19 protein-coding genes are annotated in these 17,944 nt (G+C 66.6%); 5 read left to right on the top strand and 14 right to left on the bottom strand.

Annotated elements, in window-relative coordinates; genetic code table 11:
* Positions 1–45 precede the first annotated feature (45 nt).
* The 7 genes from rlmKL to AC1PLA_RS08515 all read right to left on the bottom strand — a co-directional run bounded on the left by rlmKL (position 46) and on the right by AC1PLA_RS08515 (position 7,062).
* The gene (gene rlmKL, locus AC1PLA_RS08545) at positions 46–2,181 is read right to left on the bottom strand and encodes a bifunctional 23S rRNA (guanine(2069)-N(7))-methyltransferase RlmK/23S rRNA (guanine(2445)-N(2))-methyltransferase RlmL (protein WP_481105978.1); all 2,136 of its coding nucleotides are present in this window, start codon (positions 2,179–2,181) and stop codon (positions 46–48) included.
* Positions 2,178–2,369, bottom strand: coding sequence for a hypothetical protein (locus tag AC1PLA_RS08540; RefSeq protein WP_080715720.1), 192 nt, complete (start codon positions 2,367–2,369; stop codon positions 2,178–2,180). Before AC1PLA_RS08540 ends, rlmKL begins: the two co-directional genes overlap by 4 nt.
* Complete coding sequence (locus AC1PLA_RS08535) at positions 2,348–3,961, bottom strand: ABC-F family ATP-binding cassette domain-containing protein (RefSeq protein ID WP_047125013.1); 1,614 nt, start codon at positions 3,959–3,961, stop codon at positions 2,348–2,350. The genes AC1PLA_RS08540 and AC1PLA_RS08535 overlap by 22 nt, the downstream gene beginning before the upstream one ends.
* Before the next feature lie 421 nt (positions 3,962–4,382).
* The gene (locus tag AC1PLA_RS08530) at positions 4,383–5,339 is read right to left on the bottom strand and encodes an SAM-dependent methyltransferase (RefSeq protein WP_481105977.1); all 957 of its coding nucleotides are present in this window, start codon (positions 5,337–5,339) and stop codon (positions 4,383–4,385) included.
* Positions 5,340–5,499: 160 nt separating this feature from the next.
* On the bottom strand, positions 5,500–6,006 hold the full coding sequence (locus AC1PLA_RS08525; RefSeq protein ID WP_024940677.1) for a GNAT family N-acetyltransferase: 507 nt from the start codon (positions 6,004–6,006) through the stop codon (positions 5,500–5,502).
* A 40-nt stretch (positions 6,007–6,046) separates the two neighbouring features.
* Complete coding sequence (locus tag AC1PLA_RS08520) at positions 6,047–6,574, bottom strand: alpha/beta hydrolase (RefSeq protein WP_024940678.1); 528 nt, start codon at positions 6,572–6,574, stop codon at positions 6,047–6,049.
* Positions 6,571–7,062 carry an MOSC domain-containing protein gene (locus AC1PLA_RS08515; protein ID WP_039528007.1) on the bottom strand — a complete coding sequence of 164 codons (492 nt, stop codon included), beginning with the start codon at positions 7,060–7,062 and terminating at the stop codon, positions 6,571–6,573. The genes AC1PLA_RS08520 and AC1PLA_RS08515 overlap by 4 nt, the downstream gene beginning before the upstream one ends.
* Before the next feature lie 23 nt (positions 7,063–7,085).
* Here AC1PLA_RS08515 and AC1PLA_RS08510 point away from each other — a divergent pair, with 23 nt between their 5' ends.
* Positions 7,086–7,661: an N-acetylmuramoyl-L-alanine amidase gene (locus tag AC1PLA_RS08510; protein ID WP_104600694.1), complete on the top strand. Its 576-nt coding sequence runs from the start codon at positions 7,086–7,088 to the stop codon at positions 7,659–7,661.
* A gap of 53 nt (positions 7,662–7,714) precedes the next feature.
* Here AC1PLA_RS08510 and AC1PLA_RS08505 read toward each other — a convergent pair whose 3' ends face one another.
* The 4 genes from AC1PLA_RS08505 to AC1PLA_RS08490 all read right to left on the bottom strand — a co-directional run bounded on the left by AC1PLA_RS08505 (position 7,715) and on the right by AC1PLA_RS08490 (position 11,240).
* Positions 7,715–8,668, bottom strand: coding sequence for a DUF1684 domain-containing protein (locus tag AC1PLA_RS08505; protein ID WP_481105976.1), 954 nt, complete (start codon positions 8,666–8,668; stop codon positions 7,715–7,717).
* 88 nt (positions 8,669–8,756) lie between these two features.
* Positions 8,757–9,629, bottom strand: a complete 873-nt coding sequence (locus AC1PLA_RS08500) for a sulfurtransferase (RefSeq protein ID WP_415916949.1) — start codon at positions 9,627–9,629, stop codon at positions 8,757–8,759.
* Complete coding sequence (locus AC1PLA_RS08495) at positions 9,626–10,423, bottom strand: CoA pyrophosphatase (protein WP_053045552.1); 798 nt, start codon at positions 10,421–10,423, stop codon at positions 9,626–9,628. The genes AC1PLA_RS08500 and AC1PLA_RS08495 overlap by 4 nt, the downstream gene beginning before the upstream one ends.
* 118 nt (positions 10,424–10,541) lie before the next feature.
* A complete protein-coding gene (locus AC1PLA_RS08490) occupies positions 10,542–11,240 on the bottom strand; it encodes an FKBP-type peptidyl-prolyl cis-trans isomerase N-terminal domain-containing protein (RefSeq protein WP_016902469.1) in 699 nt (232 codons plus the stop codon).
* 163 nt (positions 11,241–11,403) lie between these two features.
* On the opposite strand from AC1PLA_RS08490, the gene AC1PLA_RS08485 reads away from it, so the two are divergent.
* From AC1PLA_RS08485 to nth, 3 genes are read left to right on the top strand one after another with little or no spacing between them, the layout of a single operon-like run.
* Positions 11,404–12,186 (top strand): enoyl-CoA hydratase-related protein, encoded by a 783-nt coding sequence (locus AC1PLA_RS08485; RefSeq protein ID WP_184576766.1) that lies wholly within the window; start codon positions 11,404–11,406, stop codon positions 12,184–12,186.
* A gap of 10 nt (positions 12,187–12,196) precedes the next feature.
* Positions 12,197–12,577 (top strand): hypothetical protein, encoded by a 381-nt coding sequence (locus AC1PLA_RS08480; protein ID WP_039511742.1) that lies wholly within the window; start codon positions 12,197–12,199, stop codon positions 12,575–12,577.
* Complete coding sequence (nth, locus tag AC1PLA_RS08475; protein WP_481105975.1) at positions 12,574–13,284, top strand: endonuclease III; 711 nt, start codon at positions 12,574–12,576, stop codon at positions 13,282–13,284. Before AC1PLA_RS08480 ends, nth begins: the two co-directional genes overlap by 4 nt.
* Before the next feature lie 247 nt (positions 13,285–13,531).
* Here the strand turns inward: nth and AC1PLA_RS08470 are convergent, their stop codons facing one another.
* From AC1PLA_RS08470 to AC1PLA_RS08460, 3 genes are all read right to left on the bottom strand, one after another.
* Positions 13,532–15,100, bottom strand: a complete 1,569-nt coding sequence (locus AC1PLA_RS08470; protein WP_481105974.1) for a SulP family inorganic anion transporter — start codon at positions 15,098–15,100, stop codon at positions 13,532–13,534.
* Between the two features lie 11 nt (positions 15,101–15,111).
* Positions 15,112–15,792, bottom strand: a complete 681-nt coding sequence (locus AC1PLA_RS08465; protein ID WP_016902474.1) for a carbonic anhydrase — start codon at positions 15,790–15,792, stop codon at positions 15,112–15,114.
* Between the two features lie 113 nt (positions 15,793–15,905).
* Positions 15,906–16,226, bottom strand: a complete 321-nt coding sequence (locus tag AC1PLA_RS08460) for a hypothetical protein (protein WP_016902475.1) — start codon at positions 16,224–16,226, stop codon at positions 15,906–15,908.
* Positions 16,227–16,562: 336 nt separating this feature from the next.
* On the opposite strand from AC1PLA_RS08460, the gene AC1PLA_RS08455 reads away from it, so the two are divergent.
* On the top strand, positions 16,563–17,813 hold the full coding sequence (locus AC1PLA_RS08455) for an OprO/OprP family phosphate-selective porin (RefSeq protein WP_024940436.1): 1,251 nt from the start codon (positions 16,563–16,565) through the stop codon (positions 17,811–17,813).
* The last annotated feature ends 131 nt before the right edge of the window (positions 17,814–17,944 follow it).

Raw genomic sequence — 17,944 nt, 5'->3', positions numbered from 1 at the left:
GCGCCATACGCGTATTGCCCGGCCAGACGTCACCGGGCCACTTCCTCAGGCGGTCAATCGCCAGGCGCGATGGATGCGCGCATGCCGCTCGAAATCCGGGTCGATGGTGCGCGGGCTGATTTCCTCGCACTGCGCAAACTCGGCCACCAGTTCCTCGTCGAGCTTGAAGCGGCGGAAGTTGTTGGAGAAATACAGCACCCCACCTGGCGCCAGGCGCGCCACTGCCGCGCGTAACAGCCGCACATGCTCGCGCTGGATGTCGAAGTCTTCGGCGCGTGCGGAGTTGGAGAAGGTCGGCGGGTCGCAGAAGATCACGTCGAAATGCGCGCGCTCGGCTTCCAGCCAGGCCAGCGCGTCGGCCTGTACCAGCTTGTGCTTGCTGCCGGCCTGGCCGTTCAGGGCCAGGTTGTCGGCGCACCACTGCAGATAGGTACCGGACAGGTCCACGCTGGTGGTCGAGCTCGCGCCGGCCACCGCCGCTTCCACGCTGGCCACGCCGGTGTAGCAGAACAGGTTGAGGAAGCGCCGCCCCTTCGATTGCGTGGCCATGGTGCCGCGCAACGGGCGATGATCCAGGAACAGACCGGTGTCCAGGTAATCGAACAGATTCACCCGCAGCAGCGCGCCATGCTCGCGCACGTTGATGAACTCGTTGCGCTGCTCGAAGCGGCCGTACTTGCTGCCGCCCTTGCCGCGCTCGCGCGATTTGAGCGCCACGCGTTCGCCCGGCACCTCGAACACCTCGCGTGCGGCGGCCAGCAGTTCGCCCAGACGGCGGCGCACGTCGGCTTCCGGAATCGTCGCCGGCGCCGCGTATTCCTGCACATGCAGAAACACGCGGCGATCGCCATCGGCTTGCTGGTACACGTCGATGGCGGCGGAGTATTCCGGCAGATCGGCGTCGTAGACACGGAAGCATTCGATGCCTTCGCGTGCGCGCCACTTCTTGAACTTCTGCAGATTCTTGCGCAGGCGGTTGGCGACCATCTGCGCGCCTTCGCTGAGCGCGGTCGGCGCCGCCAGCGGGGTGCGCCGCGGCACCGCGATCGGGTCGCAGACGATCAACGCGCATTCGATCGCGCCATTGAACAGCTGGTATTTCTTGCCCGCGCGCAGGCCGGTGGCATACGCCAGCTCGGCGTTGCCGCACAGCAGGCTTGCCCGCCATTGCGGCACGGCGCGCTGCAGGGTATCGCCGATGCGGCGATACAGCGCCGCATCGGCGGCCAGACGTTCGTCGTAAGGCGGATTGCACACCACCACGCCGGTGGCCTGCGGCGGGGTCTGCAGGTCGCCTACCTCGCGCACGCCGAACCAGATCGCCTCGGCCACGCCGGCCACTTGCGCATTTTCTTTCGCGGCGCGGATCGCATGCGGGTCCATGTCGCTGCCGTGGATCACCTGCCGGAGCGCGGCGCGGCCGAGACTGTCGCGCTCGCGCGCTTCGCCCACCAGTTGCTGCCAGCCCTCGCGGTCGAAGCCGCGCCAGCGGCTGGGGAGATCGCTGCCATAGCGCTGCAGGCCGGGCGCCACGTCGGCGGCCATCAGCGCGCCTTCGATCAGCAGGGTGCCGCTGCCGCACATCGGATCCAGCAGGCCGCCGCCATCGGCGTAGGCGCGCGGCCAACCGGCGCGCAGCAACACCGCCGCGGCCAGATTTTCCTTGAGCGGCGCGTCGTTCTGCGCCATGCGCCAACCGCGCCGGTGCAGCGGGCCGCCGCCCAGATCCACCGAAATGGTGGCGCGGCCCTTGCGCAGCGACAGGTTCAGACGCAGATCCGGGCTGTCCACATCCACCGACGGACGTTCCAGGCCCTGCCGACGCATGGTGTCGACCACCGCGTCCTTGATCCGCTGCGCCGCGTAACGGGCATGCGTGATCGCGGTACCGGAGACATGCGCGTCCACCGACAGCGTGTGGCCGACGGATAGGTGCTCGTCCCACGGCAATTCGGCCACACCGGCATACAGCGCGTCCTCGTCCGGGCAATCGAACTCGCTCAGCGGCCACAGCACGCGGCTGGCCAGGCGCGACCACAGCACGGCGCGCTGCGCATCGCGCAGGTCGCCTTCGACGTTGACGCCGGAGATGGTGGCGGTGGCCTTGCTGGCACCGAGCGACAGCAGCTCGTCGGCAAGCAGGTATTCCAGGCCCTTGGCACAGGATGCGAAGAATTTCACGTAGGCAGGTATCGATGGAGACGCTGGCCGTGGGGGCGAGCGTGGGAGCAGGACGCTGGGCCGGCGCCCGGGAGGGCAAAGCCGTGGCCGCCGCGGGCGGGGCGCAAATGGTCGGCCATCGGAGCCGGCTTTACCAGCCCGCCGGCCGGATCGCCCGCTACGCGGTTCACCACGGCGCCAGCCGCCACTGCGGCTGCGCAGTCTCCAGGCGCTGCTGCAGGCCCAGCCGCTGCAGGAAGGCGGCATCGTGCGATGCGACGATCAGCGCCCCCTGGTAGCTGCGCAGCAGCGCCTCGATCGCTTCCACCGCGGCCAGGTCCAGGTGGTTGGTCGGCTCGTCCAGCAACAGCAGTTGCGCCGGCTGCGCCCGGTACAGCGCACACGCCAGCGCCGCCTTGAGCCGTTGGCCGCCGCTGAGCTGGCCGGTGGGCAGGTCGGCACGCTGCTGGTCCAGCCCCAGCAGCGCCAGCCGCAGCCGCTGTGCGTGGGCTGGCGCACCCGGGTCTGCATCCTGCAGCTGCGCAGCGGCCGAGCGCATCGGATCCAGCAGGCCCAGGTGCTGATCCAGATACGCCGCCGGCACATGCACCTGGCATTGCCCCGCGCTGGGTTGCAGGCGCCCGGCCAGCAGTTGCAGCAACGACGACTTGCCGCTGCCATTGGGGCCGACCAGGCCGATCCGCGGCTGCCCATGCAGCAGCAGGTCCACCCGCCGCCCGCCCAGCCGTCCGTCGGCCAGCTCCACCTGCTGCAGCGTGGCCAGCTGCCGCGATGCCCCGGCGGGCGATGTCGGCGCCAGGAGCGCGATCGTGGGGTCGTCCTGCACCAGCGCTGCGGCCTGCACCACCGCCTCGCTCAGCCGCGCCTGTTCGGCCTGGCGTTGCTGTTGCAGCCGCCCCGCGCTGACCTCGCTGCGCTGCCTCTGCGCGCCGAGCAGGATCGCGGCCTGGTTGGCCTGCCCTGCAGCACGCGCGCCGCGTGCCTGGCGTTGCTGTTGACGCTGCTGCTGTTCGCGCAACGCCTGCTCACCGCGTGCACGCGCCTGTTTGCGCTGGGCCAGCAACGCGCTGGCCGCCTGCTGTTCGATGGCACGCTGCTGCGCATAGAACGTGTAATTGCCGCCGTAGCTGCGCAGCCCCTGCGCGGACAATTCAACAATGCGCTGCATCGCATCGAGCAGGCCGCGGTCGTGGCTGATCACCAGCAAGCCACCGCTCCACGCCAGCAACTGATCCATCAGCCGCTGGCGTTGCGGGCCATCCAGGTGATTGCTGGGCTCGTCCAGAATCAACAGGTCCGGCCGGGTCAGAAACGCACCGGCCAGTGCCACGCGCATCGCTTCGCCGCCGCTGAGCTGCGCGGCCGGTGCACGCGGATCGCGCCCACCCAGGCCTTGCCGTTCGAGTTCTGCGGCAAATTGCGCATGGGCGGTCCAGCGCTCGCCGACCAGTTCAAAATCGGCGGGCGCAACGCTGCCGGCGGCGATACGGTCCAGCGCATCCAGCAGCGGCGCGACACCGGCCAGTTCGGCAATGCTCTGCCCCGGCGCCACGCGCACGCGCTGCGGCAGGTAATGCACGCTGCCGTTGCGCACGCAACGCCCGGCGCTGGGCAGCACCTCGCCGGCCAGCAGGCGCGCAAGCACGCTCTTGCCCACGCCATTGCGCCCGACCAGGCCGGTGGCGCGTTGGTCGATGTGGATGGTCAGATCGGAAAATAGCGGGCTGCCATTGGGCAGCACATACGCAACGCTTTCCAGCGTCAGCGACGGACAGGTCATACGGGTCTCCATTGCATGCCAGCACACGCACCGATCCAGCCGGACCGGCAGCGGGTAAGGCCGTCATCACGACGGCGGCATCAATGGCGCATTGGACCAATCCTCAGACAGTGGGCAACGCGGCAAAGTGTAGGTCAGCCTGCGACGCAAGCCAAATCCCAAACACCGCGGCAGGATTGACCGCGTTCAAGCGCAGCATGGCGAGCGCCCGACCTTGCAGACATGCTCAAGCTCCTGGCGGCCGGCACCTGCTGACTTCCAGGCGCCCTCGAGAAAAACGCGGCAAGTACTCGCCGAAGGCCGGGACCCGCAGCCCGCACACTTAACACGCAGCACGAAACTCGCCCGCCAGGCTTGCGTCCAACCGGCACAGCGGCACAGCGGCGCCTACGACGCGGCCGATGCCTTCGCCACCACCCACTCAGCGGGCCGCAGGTCTCCGGGCAACCACCGTAGGAAAGATGCCGGCGCGATCATCGATGAAGCGGAGATCGGTGAACCCGGCGCTTTCCAGCTGTGCGCGGGTCTGCGCGTGGGTGCGGAACGAGGCCCAACGCGCCTGGACGATCTCGGCGAACACCAGGTTCTGCAGCGTCAGCGCCTCGGGATCGATGTGTTCCAGCTTCCACGGCGACTCGGCAGACAGCGTCGGCGGCGGTGTCAGGAAACTTGCGACCAGCACGCCGCCTGGCGCCAGCCTTTGAAAAAATGCGCGATACAGCGCAATCACGCGCTCGTCGTCCGGCTCATAGATGTTCAAGCCATTGCTGGTCAGCACATCCACGTGATCGTCGGCACCAGGCGTCCATGCGTCCTGGAGACGAAGCGAAAGCTGCCCCTCCAGCCCGCGCGCACGTGCGAGGTGCAGCGCCCCTTCCAGCGCCTGTGGGTCCAGGTCGATACCGATCAGGCGCACGTCCGGACATTCCCGGTAGTCCAACAGCAACAGCTCGCCCATCCATCCGCAGGGCACCGATGCCAGCGTCATGCCTGGCCGCAGCAGCTCCTGCAGCTGCTGCTGGAAGATGCCGAAGCGCTCGCGGGTCGCCAGCACTGCAGGCGCCTCTTCGAAGATATGCCGTTCCATCGCCGACATCGACTCGTTCGGCTGCGCATCGGCGCGATACGTCACCAGCCGATGGGTCCAGTAGGCATTCAACCCGCGATGCCTGAGCAAAAACCGCCCGAACTCGGTGGCCCAGAGCGCATCGACCAGACCGAGCAGACGCTGGACCAGCGCATCGGGCCGGTCACCGCTCTGGCGCAAACGCGATGTGAGCGATGCCAGCAATGCAGCATCGTCCTGGTCATCGCTGCCGTGGGAAATCAGCCGGCCCGCCTGCGCGGCCTGGCCCAGGTCTTCGTCATCACGTTGCATCGTCCACCTCGACAGGAGCGCGCCAATCGCAGCGCTCGCCATGCTGCGATCACTCCCGGCGCGACGGCGTCTCTACCGCGATGAAAGATGCGGCCGAGCGAACTGGCACCGCACGCAAGGCCTGGCGTGGATCACGCCAGGCGGTCGCCAGCGGCTGCACTCAACCCAGCCCGAAGGCCGGGTGATAGGCGACATCGGCCAGCGGCAGCAGACGGTCGCCGAACGCCAGCGCCTGCAGCTCGGACGCCGGGACGCCGGGCAACACCAGCCCCGGTTCCACCGCAAAGCCCAGACGCCGGAAAAAGGCCGGCTCGCCCAATGCCAGGCAACCGGCGGCGCCACGCTCGCGCAAGCTGCCCAGCGCCGCCTGCACCAGGCGCGTGCCCAGTCCCTGGCGCTGATGCCCCGGCCCGATCGCCAGCGGCCCCAACGCATACCAGCCAGGCGAATCGTCCGACAGCGACACCGGCGACACCGCCAGGTGCCCGACCACATACCCGTCGTGGTCGGCCACCAGCGACAGCGCCAGCGCGCCGTCGTTGCGCAAGGCGGCGATCACGTGCTGCTCGTCGTGGCGGCTATGTTCGTCGCGCATGAACGCGACCATCGTCAGCAGTTCGATCGCCGCGGCATCGCCATCGCTGGCTTCGCGAATCAGCACGTTCATCGCACGCCCCGCAGCCCGCACACCTTCAGAACATTGCGCATCACAGGCTCTGCAACAGTTCGGCGAAGGCACGCGCCGACGCATCCACATGCGACGCCAGCCGGTGTTCGTCATCGACCAGCAGCAAGCGCGCATGCCGCGCCTGCGCCCAGGCGATCACCTCGCCGGCCGGAATCAATTCATCGCGCCAGGCATGCACGATGGAAATCGGCACGCGCGCCGCATCCAGTGCCGGCAACGGCCCCATCCTCGTCGGCGGCACCATCAGGAACAGCCCGCGCGTGGGCACCTGCAACGACACCTGCGCGGCGATGTACGAGCCCAGGCTGGAGCCGACCAGCACCAGCGGGCCCTTGTCGGCCGCCGCCCGCGCGATCTCCAGCAGGCGTTGCAGCCGGCCCTGCACGTCGCCAAGCGAACTGACCTCGCGGCGTGCGTCCAGATCGGTGTAGTCCGGGCGCTCGTGGGTCCAGCCCAGCTGCCCGGCGACATCGGCCAGGGCGGTGACCTTGAGCGCGTCAGGGCCGCTTTCGAAGCCGTGCGACAGGATGCAGTGACCGCGGCTCATAGCGCCTGCACCGTATCGCCGATGCGCAGCACGCCGCCACGCAGGATGCGCGCGCACAAGCCGCCATGGCCGCGCATGGCGTTGTAGCCGCCTGCGCCCAGCGCGTCTTCCATGCGCGAGCACGGATCGCAGGGGTCGGTGCCTTCCAGCTCGACATCGCCGATGCGGAAGCGCCGCCCCTTCAAGGCGATCAGCGGGATGCCGGACACCACCAGATTGCGGCGCAAGGTGGCCGGCGCAATCGCGGGGTGGCCGGCCAGCGCTGCGATCACCGGCAGATGTTCGGCCTGGATCAGGGTCACGCCGCGCTTGCCGCTGCCGCCCTTGTAGCGGTCGCCGACCAGGCCGATGCCGGTGGTGGCCTGCGCCGCGTCCACCTCGATCATGTCCACGTCGCGCGCCGGGCGCACGCCGATCCAGGTCACCTGGCCGGTCTGCGGCAGGGTTGCCATCAATTTGCCCAAAGGGCTGTCGGGATTCAAAGCCATCGTCGAATGCTAGCATCCGCCCCATGTCCGATGCCGTCCTGCCGTCGCCACCGATCACCTACGCGCCGTTGTCCTACGAATCGCGGCTGGCGCGACGCGCGCTCACGCAGATCGACATGGTGGTCATCCATTGCACCGAATTGCCCGACATGGCGATGGCGCGCGAATACGGCGAACGCGTGCTCTACGACAGCGGCACCGGCAACAGCGGGCATTACTACATCGACCGCAACGGCAGCATCCAGCAATACGTTGCGCTGGAGCGCGTCGCCCATCACGTGCGCGGCCACAACCCGCATACGCTGGGCATCGAACTGGTCAACAGCGGCCGTTATCCGCACTGGCTGGACTCGCGCCATCAGTGCATGAGCGAACCGTACCCGCAGGTGCAGATCAACGCACTGATCACGCTGCTGCAATGGCTGCAACAACAGTTGCCGTCGGTACGCCGCATTGCCGGCCACCAGGCACTGGACACCACCCAGGAAGCGGCCAGCGACGACCCGTCGCGCAAGATCCAGCGCAAGCTCGACCCCGGCCCGCTGTTTCCGTGGCCACAGATCGAAGCGGCGGTCAGCTGGTCGCATACGCCGCGCTAGCAGCGCTGCCCACGGCACCATCGGCCCCGCATGTCCCTTAGCTGGTGCAGCGCTCAGCGCTCGGCGGCGCGGTAAGTCTTCTCGCCTGCATTCACCGCCAGATCCAGGCGATTTTCCGGCGATGCGATCGGGCAGACAACGTGCGGCGTCAACGCGCAGGGCGGATTTTCGGCCAGATTGAAGTCGAGCACGAGCCGGCCATCATGTGGCGGCGCGGTGTAGAGATAACGCGCGCCGCCATAACTTTCCTTGCCGCTGGTGCGATCGGCGAACAGGAAGAACAGGCCCTGCCCGTCGTCGCTGACGATCGGCTGCAAGCGGTATTGCTCGCCATTGCGCGAGAACACCGCCTCGCCCGGTATCTCGACAGTGAGCGGTGTGCCGATCGACGTCAGCAATGTGGTCGTGCGCGGGGTGGGATACGCCTGCCAGCGCGCCTGGATGCGCCAGTGCGGATCGGTCGCAAAATATTCCAGCCCGGCGAAATGACTCAGCAACGGCGCTGCCGGGTCGCGGAAACGCCAGCCAAACAAGCTGCCGGTCTGCACCAGATAGAACTGCCGCCCTTCCACATCCAGGCGATCACCCCGCTGCCCTGCGCGCTCCGGCTCCAGGCGGACGCGATCGACGCGCTGCCCGTTCAAGTACACCGGTACATTGGCGGCGGCGTCGAAGTGCACGCGGCCGTCGCCATCCAGCGTCAGCTGCCCCAGTTGCGCAGGACCGGCCGGCAACACCAGATCGCTGCGCGGATCGCTGCCCACCTGGTAATGGCCTGCACGCACACGCCCGGAGCCGGTGTAGCTTAGCCAACCGTCGGGCGTACGCAAGCGCTGCAAGCGCTCGGCGCGTGCACGTTCGAGTTCGACCTGATACACCGCATGGCGGTCGCTCTGTCCACGACCGGCAATGCGCGCACCGTTGGCGTCGGCGGTCGATCCCGCCGAACAGGCAGCCATCGACAGCATCGCGACGCACAGCGCGCCGACCTGCAACTGCAACCGCATGAGTCACCCAGCACTGCGAGAAACTGCGCTCCGCGCAGCGAACCTGCGTCCCCACAGGTCACCGTTCCTGCCGCCATTGTGCCTGCAATCAGGGGCCGGTCGCGACCGGATGTGTCGCATCCTGCAACCAACCGCTCCAGGAGCCGGCGTAAACGCGCGCGCCCGACAAGCCGGCCACTTCCAGCGCCAGCAGCAGATGGCAGGCGGTCACGCCCGAGCCGCACATCACCACTGCCTGCTCGGGGCGATAGGCGCCCAGCAGCACTGACAACTCGCTGCGCAGTTCCTCGGCAGGCTTGAAGCGCCCGTCGCGCAGGCTCACACCCAGCGGACGACTCACCGCACCGGGCACATGCCCGGCCACCGGATCGACCGGCTCCACCTCGCCGCGAAACCGCTCGGCGGCGCGCGCATCCAGCAACCAGCCCGGCGCCTGATCCAGCCGCGCCAGGATCTGCCCGGCCTCGACCACGGCACCGCCGTCGAAGCTGCCCGGGTACGCCGCGCCATCGTGCAGTGCCGGCGGCTCGGTGCTTTCCGGCAACCCCGCCGCGCGCCAGGCGGCCAACCCGCCATCGAGCACCGCCACGCGGCGATGCCCCAGCAACCGCAGCATCCACCATGCCCGCGCCGCGGCCATGCTGCCGTCGGCGGCGTCGTAGATCACCACCTGGCTGTCCGGGTCGATCCCCCACTCACCCAGCCGCCTGGCAAATGCCGCGCTTTGCGGGAGCGGATGCCTCCCTTGCGCCGGCTGCGACAGATCGGCCAAGTCCTCGTCGAGATCGGCGTAGTGCGCGCCTGGCAGATGCCCCTGTGCATAGGCCTTGCGCGCTGCATCCGGGTCGGGCGCAGTCGGTGGCGCAGCGCGCGCGTCCAGCAGTCGCAACTGCGGATGCGGCAATGCCGCGGCCAGCGTGGCGCTGTCGACCAGCGTGGTCCAGTGGGGTTCCGCACTCATGCAACCTGCTCCAGACGACGACGAAGATTGAGGAGAATGGCCGCGGTGGCACCCCAGATGCGGTGGCCGGGCCAGTCGTATTCCAGCACGCGGCGTGGCCGGCCGCGAAACTCCAGCTCAACGCTGCGCAGATTGTCCGGGTCCATCAGATAACCCAACGGCACCTCGAACACCTCGGCCACCTCATCCGGCTGCGGCACCGCCACGAACGCCGGGTCGATCACCGCCACCACCGGGGTGACGCGAAACCCGCTCACGGTCAGAAACGGATCCAGATATCCCAGCGCATGCACCTGGCCGGCGCCGAGCGCGATTTCCTCGCAGCTCTCGCGCAAGGCCGCAGCGGCCGCATCCGCATCCGACGGCTCGACCCTGCCACCGGGAAAACTGACCTGCCCGGCATGGTGACGCAGGCTGTCGGTGCGTCGGGTCAGCAGCACCATGGTGCCCTGCGCGCGCGGCACCAGACCGCACAGCACTGCGGCCTCGGCAGACGCGCCGCCTTCGGTCAGGTCGATCAATTCGGCATGATTCCAGCCCGGCCCGTCGGGCGCGGTGTCCAGCGCATACAACGCACGCTGCAGCTGCGCACATTCGGGCAGCCGCGCGGCCAACGCGCGCGCGGGCAGAACCGTGTGCAGATACTCCTGACGTTCGCCGTCGCTCATGCTCATCCAGCGTGCAATTTCATCCAGGCTGCGCAGGCAGCCGACACAGTGCGCCTGCGCGTCCAACGAACATACACCGATACACGGGCTGGGCAGGCCACTGCGGTTCGAATCCGTGTCGCTCATCGCTGGCTCCCGCCGCACCGCATCCTCCCGCCGTCCGTCCATCCTGTCGCGCATCCGGTGGACCCAAACGACAACGCCGGCCTGGTGGCCGGCGTTGTCACAGCAACAGCAAACGCAATTACTTGACGCTGACCAGCTTGATCTCGAACTGCACAGCCACGTTCGGCGGGAACGGGGTACGCGGGTCGGCACCGTAGGCCTTCTCCGGCGGCAGGGTCACTTCCCACTTCGAGCCGGCCGGCATCTGCAGCAGCGTGTCGCGCATCGCCTGCATTTCGACTTCGCTGACCTTGATGGCCGGGATCTGCTGCGCCGGACGGGCCTTCTCGCGGTCGCCGAACGGGAACGGACCGGCCACTTCCAGCTGCACGGTGCTGGCCTGGGTCGGCTTGGCGCCCTTGCCGGCTTCAATCACGCGGTACTGCACGCCGCTCGGCAGCGTCTGCACGCCAGCGGTGCCCTTGTTCTTGGCCAGGAACTGGTCGCTCTTGGTCTTGTTGGCAGCAGCGGCCTTGTCGTACTCAGCCTTGGCCTGCTGGGCACGGCCCTGCTCACGCTTCTGGAACGCTTCGACAGCAGGCTTCAGCTGGTCGGCGGTGATCGCCGGCTGCTTCTTGGCATAGGCGTCCTGCAGACCCTTTACCACCGAGTTGATGTCGAGCTGCTCGCCGCGGCCGGTGAGCTCGGCAAGGTTGTTGCCGTAGTCATAGCCGAAGTAGTAGCTCAACTTGCCCTTCTCGGACGTCGTGTCCTGGGCCAGTGCATTGCCCGTCAGGGCCAGGGCCGCCACAGCGACCGCGATAGAACGCAACTTCATCAAACAATTCTCCAGGGTGGTGGCACAGGACGGGTCTGCCGCCTGAGATGACGCGCTAGGATAGCGGCCGCGATAGCGAACCGCTACTTATCACGAAAGCTATGACCAGCAAGGCTTTCGGAAGTTCCGCATTTACTAATTTTTTACGTTCGTAAGGATTTCCATGTCCAATCACGTCATTCTGATCGCCGACCACGCCAGTGTACGGACGATCACGGTCAATCGACCGGACAAACTGAACGCCTTGAACCAAGAAACGCTGCGGGCGCTGGATCACGCCTTCGCCGAGGCTGCGAGCGCGGACGACATCCGCGTGGTGATACTGACCGGTGCCGGCCCCAAGGCGTTTGTCGCCGGCGCGGACATCGCCGAAATGCGCGACCTGTCGGCGATGCAGGGCCGCGAGTTCTCGCTGCTCGGCCAGCAGCTGATGCGCCGGATCGAGCGCATGCCCAAGCCGGTGATCGCCATGGTCAATGGCTTTGCACTCGGCGGCGGGCTGGAGCTGGCAATGGCCTGCCATCTGCGCATCGCCGCATCCAGCGCGCGCCTGGGGCAGCCGGAAATCAATCTCGGCCTGATCCCCGGCTTCGGCGGCACGCAACGGCTGTTGCGTCTGACCGGGCGAGCGGCAGCCCTGGAACTGTGCCTGCTCGGCCTGCCGATCGATGCCGCGCGCGCGTTCCAGTTGGGCCTGGTCAATCGCGTAGTCGAGCCGGAGGCGCTGCAGGACGAAACCCTCGCCCTGGCACAACGCCTGGCCGCCGCCGCACCGCTCGCGCTGCGCGGCATCCTGGATGCGGTGGTGTTCGGTGGCGAATGCGCCATCGAAGAAGGCCTGCAGCTGGAAACCGCGCAATTTGCGCTGTTGTTCGCCAGCGACGACATGCGCGAAGGCACCGGCGCCTTTCTCGAAAAACGCCCCGCACACTTTCTCAATCGCTGATCGGCCTGCCATGACGTTCGACCCCACACCGGCACCACGTCCACTAGCCCTGCAGCTGTTCGACTGCGTCCACGCCGACGATCTCGATCGTGCGTTGGCACTGGGCCTGATGGAGTACCGGCCCGATCCACGCGACGACCTGCTGGATCCGGCCTGCCCGCAACTGAGCGCGGTGCTGCTGGCCGCACAACAACGGCTGCGCGACGCCTGGGCAGCACGCGACCGCTACCGTGCACGCGCCGCGCGCCTGCAACGTCGCGCCGCCGAACGCGATGCACGCCGGACGCCGGCACCGGCGCCCAGCCAACCGGCGGCCGCCGCATTACCGCCGCTGGCTGCGGCCATCCTGGCGCGCGCCAAGGCCAAGGCCGCTGGTGGAGCACAGCCATGAACGCACTCCACGTCACCGCGCCGGCACGGCGCGGCAGCAACATGCGCAAGCCCGAAATACAGGAGATGTTCGCGCGCCTGCGCGAGCTCAATCCGCACCCGACCACCGAGCTGGAATACACCACGCCGTTCGAGTTGCTGATCGCAGTGCTGCTGTCGGCACAAGCCACCGATGTCGGCGTCAACAAGGCCACCCGCAAGCTGTATCCGGTGGCCAATACTCCGCGCGACATTCTCGATCTGGGCGAAGAAGGCCTGAAGCGCTACATCGCCACGATTGGCCTGTTCAACGCCAAGGCCAAGAACGTCATCGCCACCTGCAGGATCCTGCTGGAGCAATACGGCGGCGAGGTGCCGCACGATCGCGCTGCACTGGAGGCCTTACCCGGCGTCGGCCGCAAGACCGCCAACGTCGTGCTCAACACCGCGTTCGGCGAGCCCACCATGGCGGTGGATACGCATATCTTCCGCGTCGCCAACCGCACTGGTCTTGCACCGGGCAAGGACGTGCGCGTGGTCGAGGACAAACTGGTCAAGGTCATTCCTGCCGAATTCCTGCACGACGCACACCACTGGCTCATCCTGCACGGCCGCTACGTCTGCAAGGCACGCAAACCCGATTGCCCAGGCTGCGTGATCCACGACCTATGCCGCTACCGCGACAAGACCCCCGCACCCGCCGAAAGGCCGACAACACCGAAGGGATGACGCGGTCTGACTCAACCTGGCTGACACAATCTAGCGAAACCGGTCGTAATAACTGTGCAGCGTCCAGCCAGGCGCCAGGCTTCTCGTATCGGCAACGCCATTCCCGGCTTTTGCAAATCCCAAATCCCGACTCCCCAATCCCCGCCCAAAAAAAAATCGTGACCGGGATGATGCGTCTTGCGGCGCCATGCATCACCCGGTCACGATAGATGTCACCCGGCGCGAGCGCCGGGCGTCTGCAGCAGGTCTACGCCGCCTTGGCTTGCTCCACGCGCTGTTCGACCAGCGCGCTTTCCACCGTCGGCTGGCCTTCCACGCGTCGATCCAGCTCGTTCCAGTCCACTACCAGCTCGCAGCCGCGCGAGGCCGCATTCCGGCTCCAGTCGCGCAGCAACTCGATGCAGGCGTGGTCGACGTGATGCAGCTTGGCCACGTCCAGATGCAGTGCGGTGTTCGGCGGTACGCTTTCCAGCGTACGCGCCATCGCCGGCACCTTCAGGAACGTTGCCGAGCCCTGCAGGGTCAGATGCATCTCGTCCTTCTTGTGCTCGTGCTCACGCACGTCCACCTTCAGGCGCGAAGAATGCAGGGCCAGACGGAACAACGACAGGCCGAAGCCGATCAGCACGCCGGTCAGCAGGTCGGTCGCCACGATCGCGAAGGTGGTCGCCAGGTAGATCGCCGCGGTGCCGCGACCATAGGTCGCCAGTTCCTTGACCTGCCCGATCTTTATCATCTTCACACCGGTGTAGACCAGGATGCCGGCCAGACACGCCACCGGCGTCATCCGCAACAGCCACGGCAGCAGCATCGCGAAGACCAGCAACCAGCCGCCATGCAGCACCGTGGACATGCGCGTGGCCGCACCGGCCTGCACATTGGCCGCGCTACGCACGATCACGCCGGTCATCGGCAATGCGCCCAGGAAGCCGCACAGCATATTGCCCACACCCTGCGCCGCCAGCTCACGGTCGTACTGCGTACGCGCACCCTGATGCATGCGATCCACCGCCGCCGCCGACAGCAAGGTCTCTGCGCTGGCGATGAAGGCAAAGGTCACCGCCGACACCAGCAAGGTCGCATTGAACACGCCCAAGATGTCCGCGACGCTGGGGATGCTGATCGCCGAGAACAGATTGGTCGGCACGTCGACCTTGTTGACGTTCAGGCCCTGCAACTGCACCGTCGCCGTGACCACCACCACCGCGATCAACGCACCCGGCAAAAAGCGCAGACGCTGCGGACGCAGCTTGTCCCATGCCAGGATGATGCCGATGGTGGCCAGGCCCACGAACAACGCGGTACGGCCGGTCCCTTCGGTGATCGCCTGCCACACTACGGCCGGCAATGCAGCGAAGTTTTCCAGACCGCGCGCCTTGGGAGCGGCGTCCATCAGCACATGCGCCTGCGAGGCCACGATCAGGATGCCGATACCCGACAACATGCCGGCCACCACGGCCGGCGACGTCATCCGGAACCACACGCCTGCGCGGCACAGACCGGCAACCAACTGAATCGCACCGGCCAGCAGGATCACCGGACCGAGGGCGGCAATGCCGTGCTCGCGGACCAGTTCGAACACCAACACAGCCAGGCCGGCGGCCGGTCCGCTCACCTGCAGAGGAGAGCCCGCCAGGAAGCCGACGACCAGCCCACCGATGATGCCGGTGATCAGACCTGCGGCCGGCGGCATGCCGGAAGCGATCGCAATGCCCATACACAACGGGAGCGCGACGAGGAAGACCACGACAGACGACAACAAATCACGTCCGAACAGTCCCTGGCGGAAATATCCGCCGATACCTGATGTGTTCATGATGTGCTCCGTCAGGCGAGTTCAGCGCGCACGACTTGCTGCAGTCGCGGACGTGGGGTGGCTTCGGGGGTGTTGTCCGCCAACAACGGACGGAAGCCACCCTTCTCGGCATCGAAGGCGCGGATCTCGCCATGGGCGATGTCATAGATCCAGCCGTGGATGCGCAAGGTACCGGCCGCCAGACGCGCGGCGACCACCGGCTGCGTACGCAGATGGTCCAGCTGCGAGACCACGTTCTCTTCGGTCATGCAGCTCAGCGCTTCCTGGCTATGCGGGTCGTGCCCGTGATGGGCAGTGACGTGACGCGCTGCATCGGTGTGCTTGAGCCAGGCCGCCACGGACGGCACGTCTTCCAGCGATTCCGGCTTGAGCACGGCCTTCATTGCGCCGCAGTCGGTATGACCGCAGATCACGATGTGCCGCACGCCCAGGACGGCGATGGCGTATTCGATCGCCGCAACCACGCCGCTGACGTGCTGGGAGTAAGGCGGCACCACATTGCCGATATTGCGATAGACGAACAATTCGCCCGGCTGTGCGGAGAAGATCAGCTCCGGCATGACACGCGAGTCGGCGCAGGTGATGAACAACGTATGCGGACTCTGGCCGCCGGCCAATTCCTGAAAGCGCGCACTCTGGCGCGGATACACTTCCTTACGGAAATGACGAAAACCTTCTAGCAAACTTTCCATGGGAGATACCTCTAGGCAACGAATGGCCATCCGCGGCGCAAACCGCGAAGTGCAAAGACGAACAAGTCAAAGGAAGCCGGTGCGCTGCACCGGTTGACGCGACTAACGAAGGATCAGGCGCGCACTGCGTTAGGAGGACGCAGTTGCGGGATCAGGTCGCGTTTTTGAGTTGCCGGCGCGTAATGCGCGTACCAGGAGGGGAAATAACGTGCGACCACCGGCCATGCCTGGGAGAGCAAGGGGATATCGTCTGCAGAATGGGTATCGACCTGGGTCTGTGCATCCCCGTCGCCCTGCAGATCATCGGCTGCGTCACGTTCTTCGCCAGCATCCGCCATTACCGCCACGCCGTCGCCCACAAGCGCATCGTGGATGCGGCTGTGCGCATCGGCCGCCGACCACGCAGTAAGCGCGAGCAGGCAGACCAACAGCAATTGGAGGAATCGAGGAAACATGGCCTCGAAACTAACAATTTAGAACGCGCCTGTGCAAGTGGTGCGACGCACAAAGCGCTTGATACGCCACAGTTCCACCTGGTTGGTTCAGGTCGCAATAAGCTTGAGCTCGCTCAAACGGTGAACCACGCCACTGTCACATCTGTCACACGACGCGTCCCGTTCAGACTCATGACACACACTGACAAAAAACAAACACGCGTAAATCTTTGTCTTTGTTGACAAAAATCAGATTGCAGCGCGATCTGAAGTTGTCACATTAACGCAACTTTCACGCCATAGCCTGCGCTCACTTTCTCAGGTCGCAAGGCACATATGAAACTTTCTCCCACCCTGCTTGGCTCCGCCCTGCTGCTGGCGCTGGCCGCACCCGCTGCGCACGCCGAAATCGCCATCGACGTGATTGGCGGCTCGGAGATGTCGCTCGAAGGCCTGGTCCAGGCCGACGGCAACTGGTTCCACAACGATGTGCAGGACCTCAATGGCCCGATCGGTGCCAACGGCGACAATTCCGAATTCAGCATCCGCCGTGCCGAGCTGGTGCTCAAGGGCAAGGGCCCGGGCAATTTCGAATGGGTGGCCGGTTACGACCCGAGCGTGCTGAAGGAAGTCACCATCCGCGGCACCACCATCCGCAGCACCGGGCGTTTCCTCGACAACAACATCAAGTACAAGTTCGCCGGCAACGCCAACAACTATCTGCAGGTCGGCCAGTTCAAGCAACCCAACAGCCTGGAAGAGCTGTCCAGCACCAAGAACAATGACTTCGTCTCCAAGGCCGCAGTGACCAACACGTACGGCATCTCGCGCCGGCTGGGCGTGGCCTACGGCATGGGCGACAACGACTGGAGCATCACCGCCAGTGCGTTCGGCCGCGAACTGACCCGCAACCAGGCACACGGCAGCGGCTACGGCGCGCGCGGCACCTGGGCGCCGATCAACGAGAGCGGCAACGTGCTGCACTTCGGCCTGAGCTACCTGGGTTATGACACCGACGACGACACCCTGCGCCTGCGCGCACGCCCCGACGCCGACCTGACCACGGTGCGCCTGATCGACAGCGGCGCCATCACCAACGTGGACCGCGTGGGTGTGGCCGGCGCCGAGGCGATGTGGATCACCGGCCCGTTCAAGCTGCAGAGCGAGTTCTTCCAGGAAAACGCCAAGCGCATCGGCAACAACGCCAACGATTACAAGAGTGACGGCTGGTACGTCAGCGGCGTCTGGAACATCACCGGCGAGACCTGGGGCTACAAGGCCGGCGTGCCGACCACCCCGCTGCCGAACGCACCGGCCTCGGGGATGTGGCAGCTGGCGGTGCGCTACGACACCCTGGACCTCAACGACGGCCACCTGGTCTCCAACGGCACCACCCCGTTCGTGGACGGCGTGCTGGGCGGCAAGATGGACGTGTGGACGATCGGTGCCAACTGGTACTGGCGCTCCAACTTCAAGTTCGCACTCGACTACGCGAAGGTGGAAAGCACCCGTTACAACAGCGCCACGCGTGGCCTGGTCGACGACAACCCGTCGATCATCGAGGCACGTGCGCAGTTCTATTGGTAAGTGCGCGCTGGATCGGCCGCCGTGCTGCGCTCCCGTGAGCGTGCCACGGCGGCAACCGGCCTGATCCGACCCGGCAACGCCCCCCGCCGCAACACCGTCATCTGCATGTCATCTCCCGGACACCGCGCGGT

It is taken from the genome of Xanthomonas sp. NCPPB 1826, assembly GCF_056725285.1.
This window is presented reverse-complemented; position numbering and strand designations above follow the sequence as displayed.

Excerpts from the sequence above, each read along its gene's own strand:
- AC1PLA_RS08525 (WP_024940677.1), bottom strand. The coding sequence starts at position 6,006 with ATGAACGTGCTGATTCGCGAAGCCAGCGATGGCGATGCCGCGGCGATC.
- AC1PLA_RS08515 (WP_039528007.1), bottom strand. The coding sequence starts at position 7,062 with ATGGCTTTGAATCCCGACAGCCCTTTGGGCAAATTGATGGCAACCCTG.
- AC1PLA_RS08485 (WP_184576766.1), top strand. The coding sequence starts at position 11,404 with ATGTCCAATCACGTCATTCTGATCGCCGACCACGCCAGTGTACGGACG.
- AC1PLA_RS08505 (WP_481105976.1), bottom strand. The coding sequence starts at position 8,668 with ATGCGGTTGCAGTTGCAGGTCGGCGCGCTGTGCGTCGCGATGCTGTCG.
- AC1PLA_RS08465 (WP_016902474.1), bottom strand. The coding sequence starts at position 15,792 with ATGGAAAGTTTGCTAGAAGGTTTTCGTCATTTCCGTAAGGAAGTGTAT.
- AC1PLA_RS08510 (WP_104600694.1), top strand. The coding sequence starts at position 7,086 with ATGTCCGATGCCGTCCTGCCGTCGCCACCGATCACCTACGCGCCGTTG.
- AC1PLA_RS08520 (WP_024940678.1), bottom strand. The coding sequence starts at position 6,574 with ATGAGCCGCGGTCACTGCATCCTGTCGCACGGCTTCGAAAGCGGCCCT.
- AC1PLA_RS08535 (WP_047125013.1), bottom strand. The coding sequence starts at position 3,961 with ATGACCTGTCCGTCGCTGACGCTGGAAAGCGTTGCGTATGTGCTGCCC.
- AC1PLA_RS08455 (WP_024940436.1), top strand. The coding sequence starts at position 16,563 with ATGAAACTTTCTCCCACCCTGCTTGGCTCCGCCCTGCTGCTGGCGCTG.
- nth (WP_481105975.1), top strand. The coding sequence starts at position 12,574 with ATGAACGCACTCCACGTCACCGCGCCGGCACGGCGCGGCAGCAACATG.
- AC1PLA_RS08490 (WP_016902469.1), bottom strand. The coding sequence starts at position 11,240 with ATGAAGTTGCGTTCTATCGCGGTCGCTGTGGCGGCCCTGGCCCTGACG.
- AC1PLA_RS08495 (WP_053045552.1), bottom strand. The coding sequence starts at position 10,423 with ATGAGCGACACGGATTCGAACCGCAGTGGCCTGCCCAGCCCGTGTATC.
- AC1PLA_RS08500 (WP_415916949.1), bottom strand. The coding sequence starts at position 9,629 with ATGAGTGCGGAACCCCACTGGACCACGCTGGTCGACAGCGCCACGCTG.
- AC1PLA_RS08470 (WP_481105974.1), bottom strand. The coding sequence starts at position 15,100 with ATGAACACATCAGGTATCGGCGGATATTTCCGCCAGGGACTGTTCGGA.
- AC1PLA_RS08480 (WP_039511742.1), top strand. The coding sequence starts at position 12,197 with ATGACGTTCGACCCCACACCGGCACCACGTCCACTAGCCCTGCAGCTG.
- AC1PLA_RS08530 (WP_481105977.1), bottom strand. The coding sequence starts at position 5,339 with ATGCAACGTGATGACGAAGACCTGGGCCAGGCCGCGCAGGCGGGCCGG.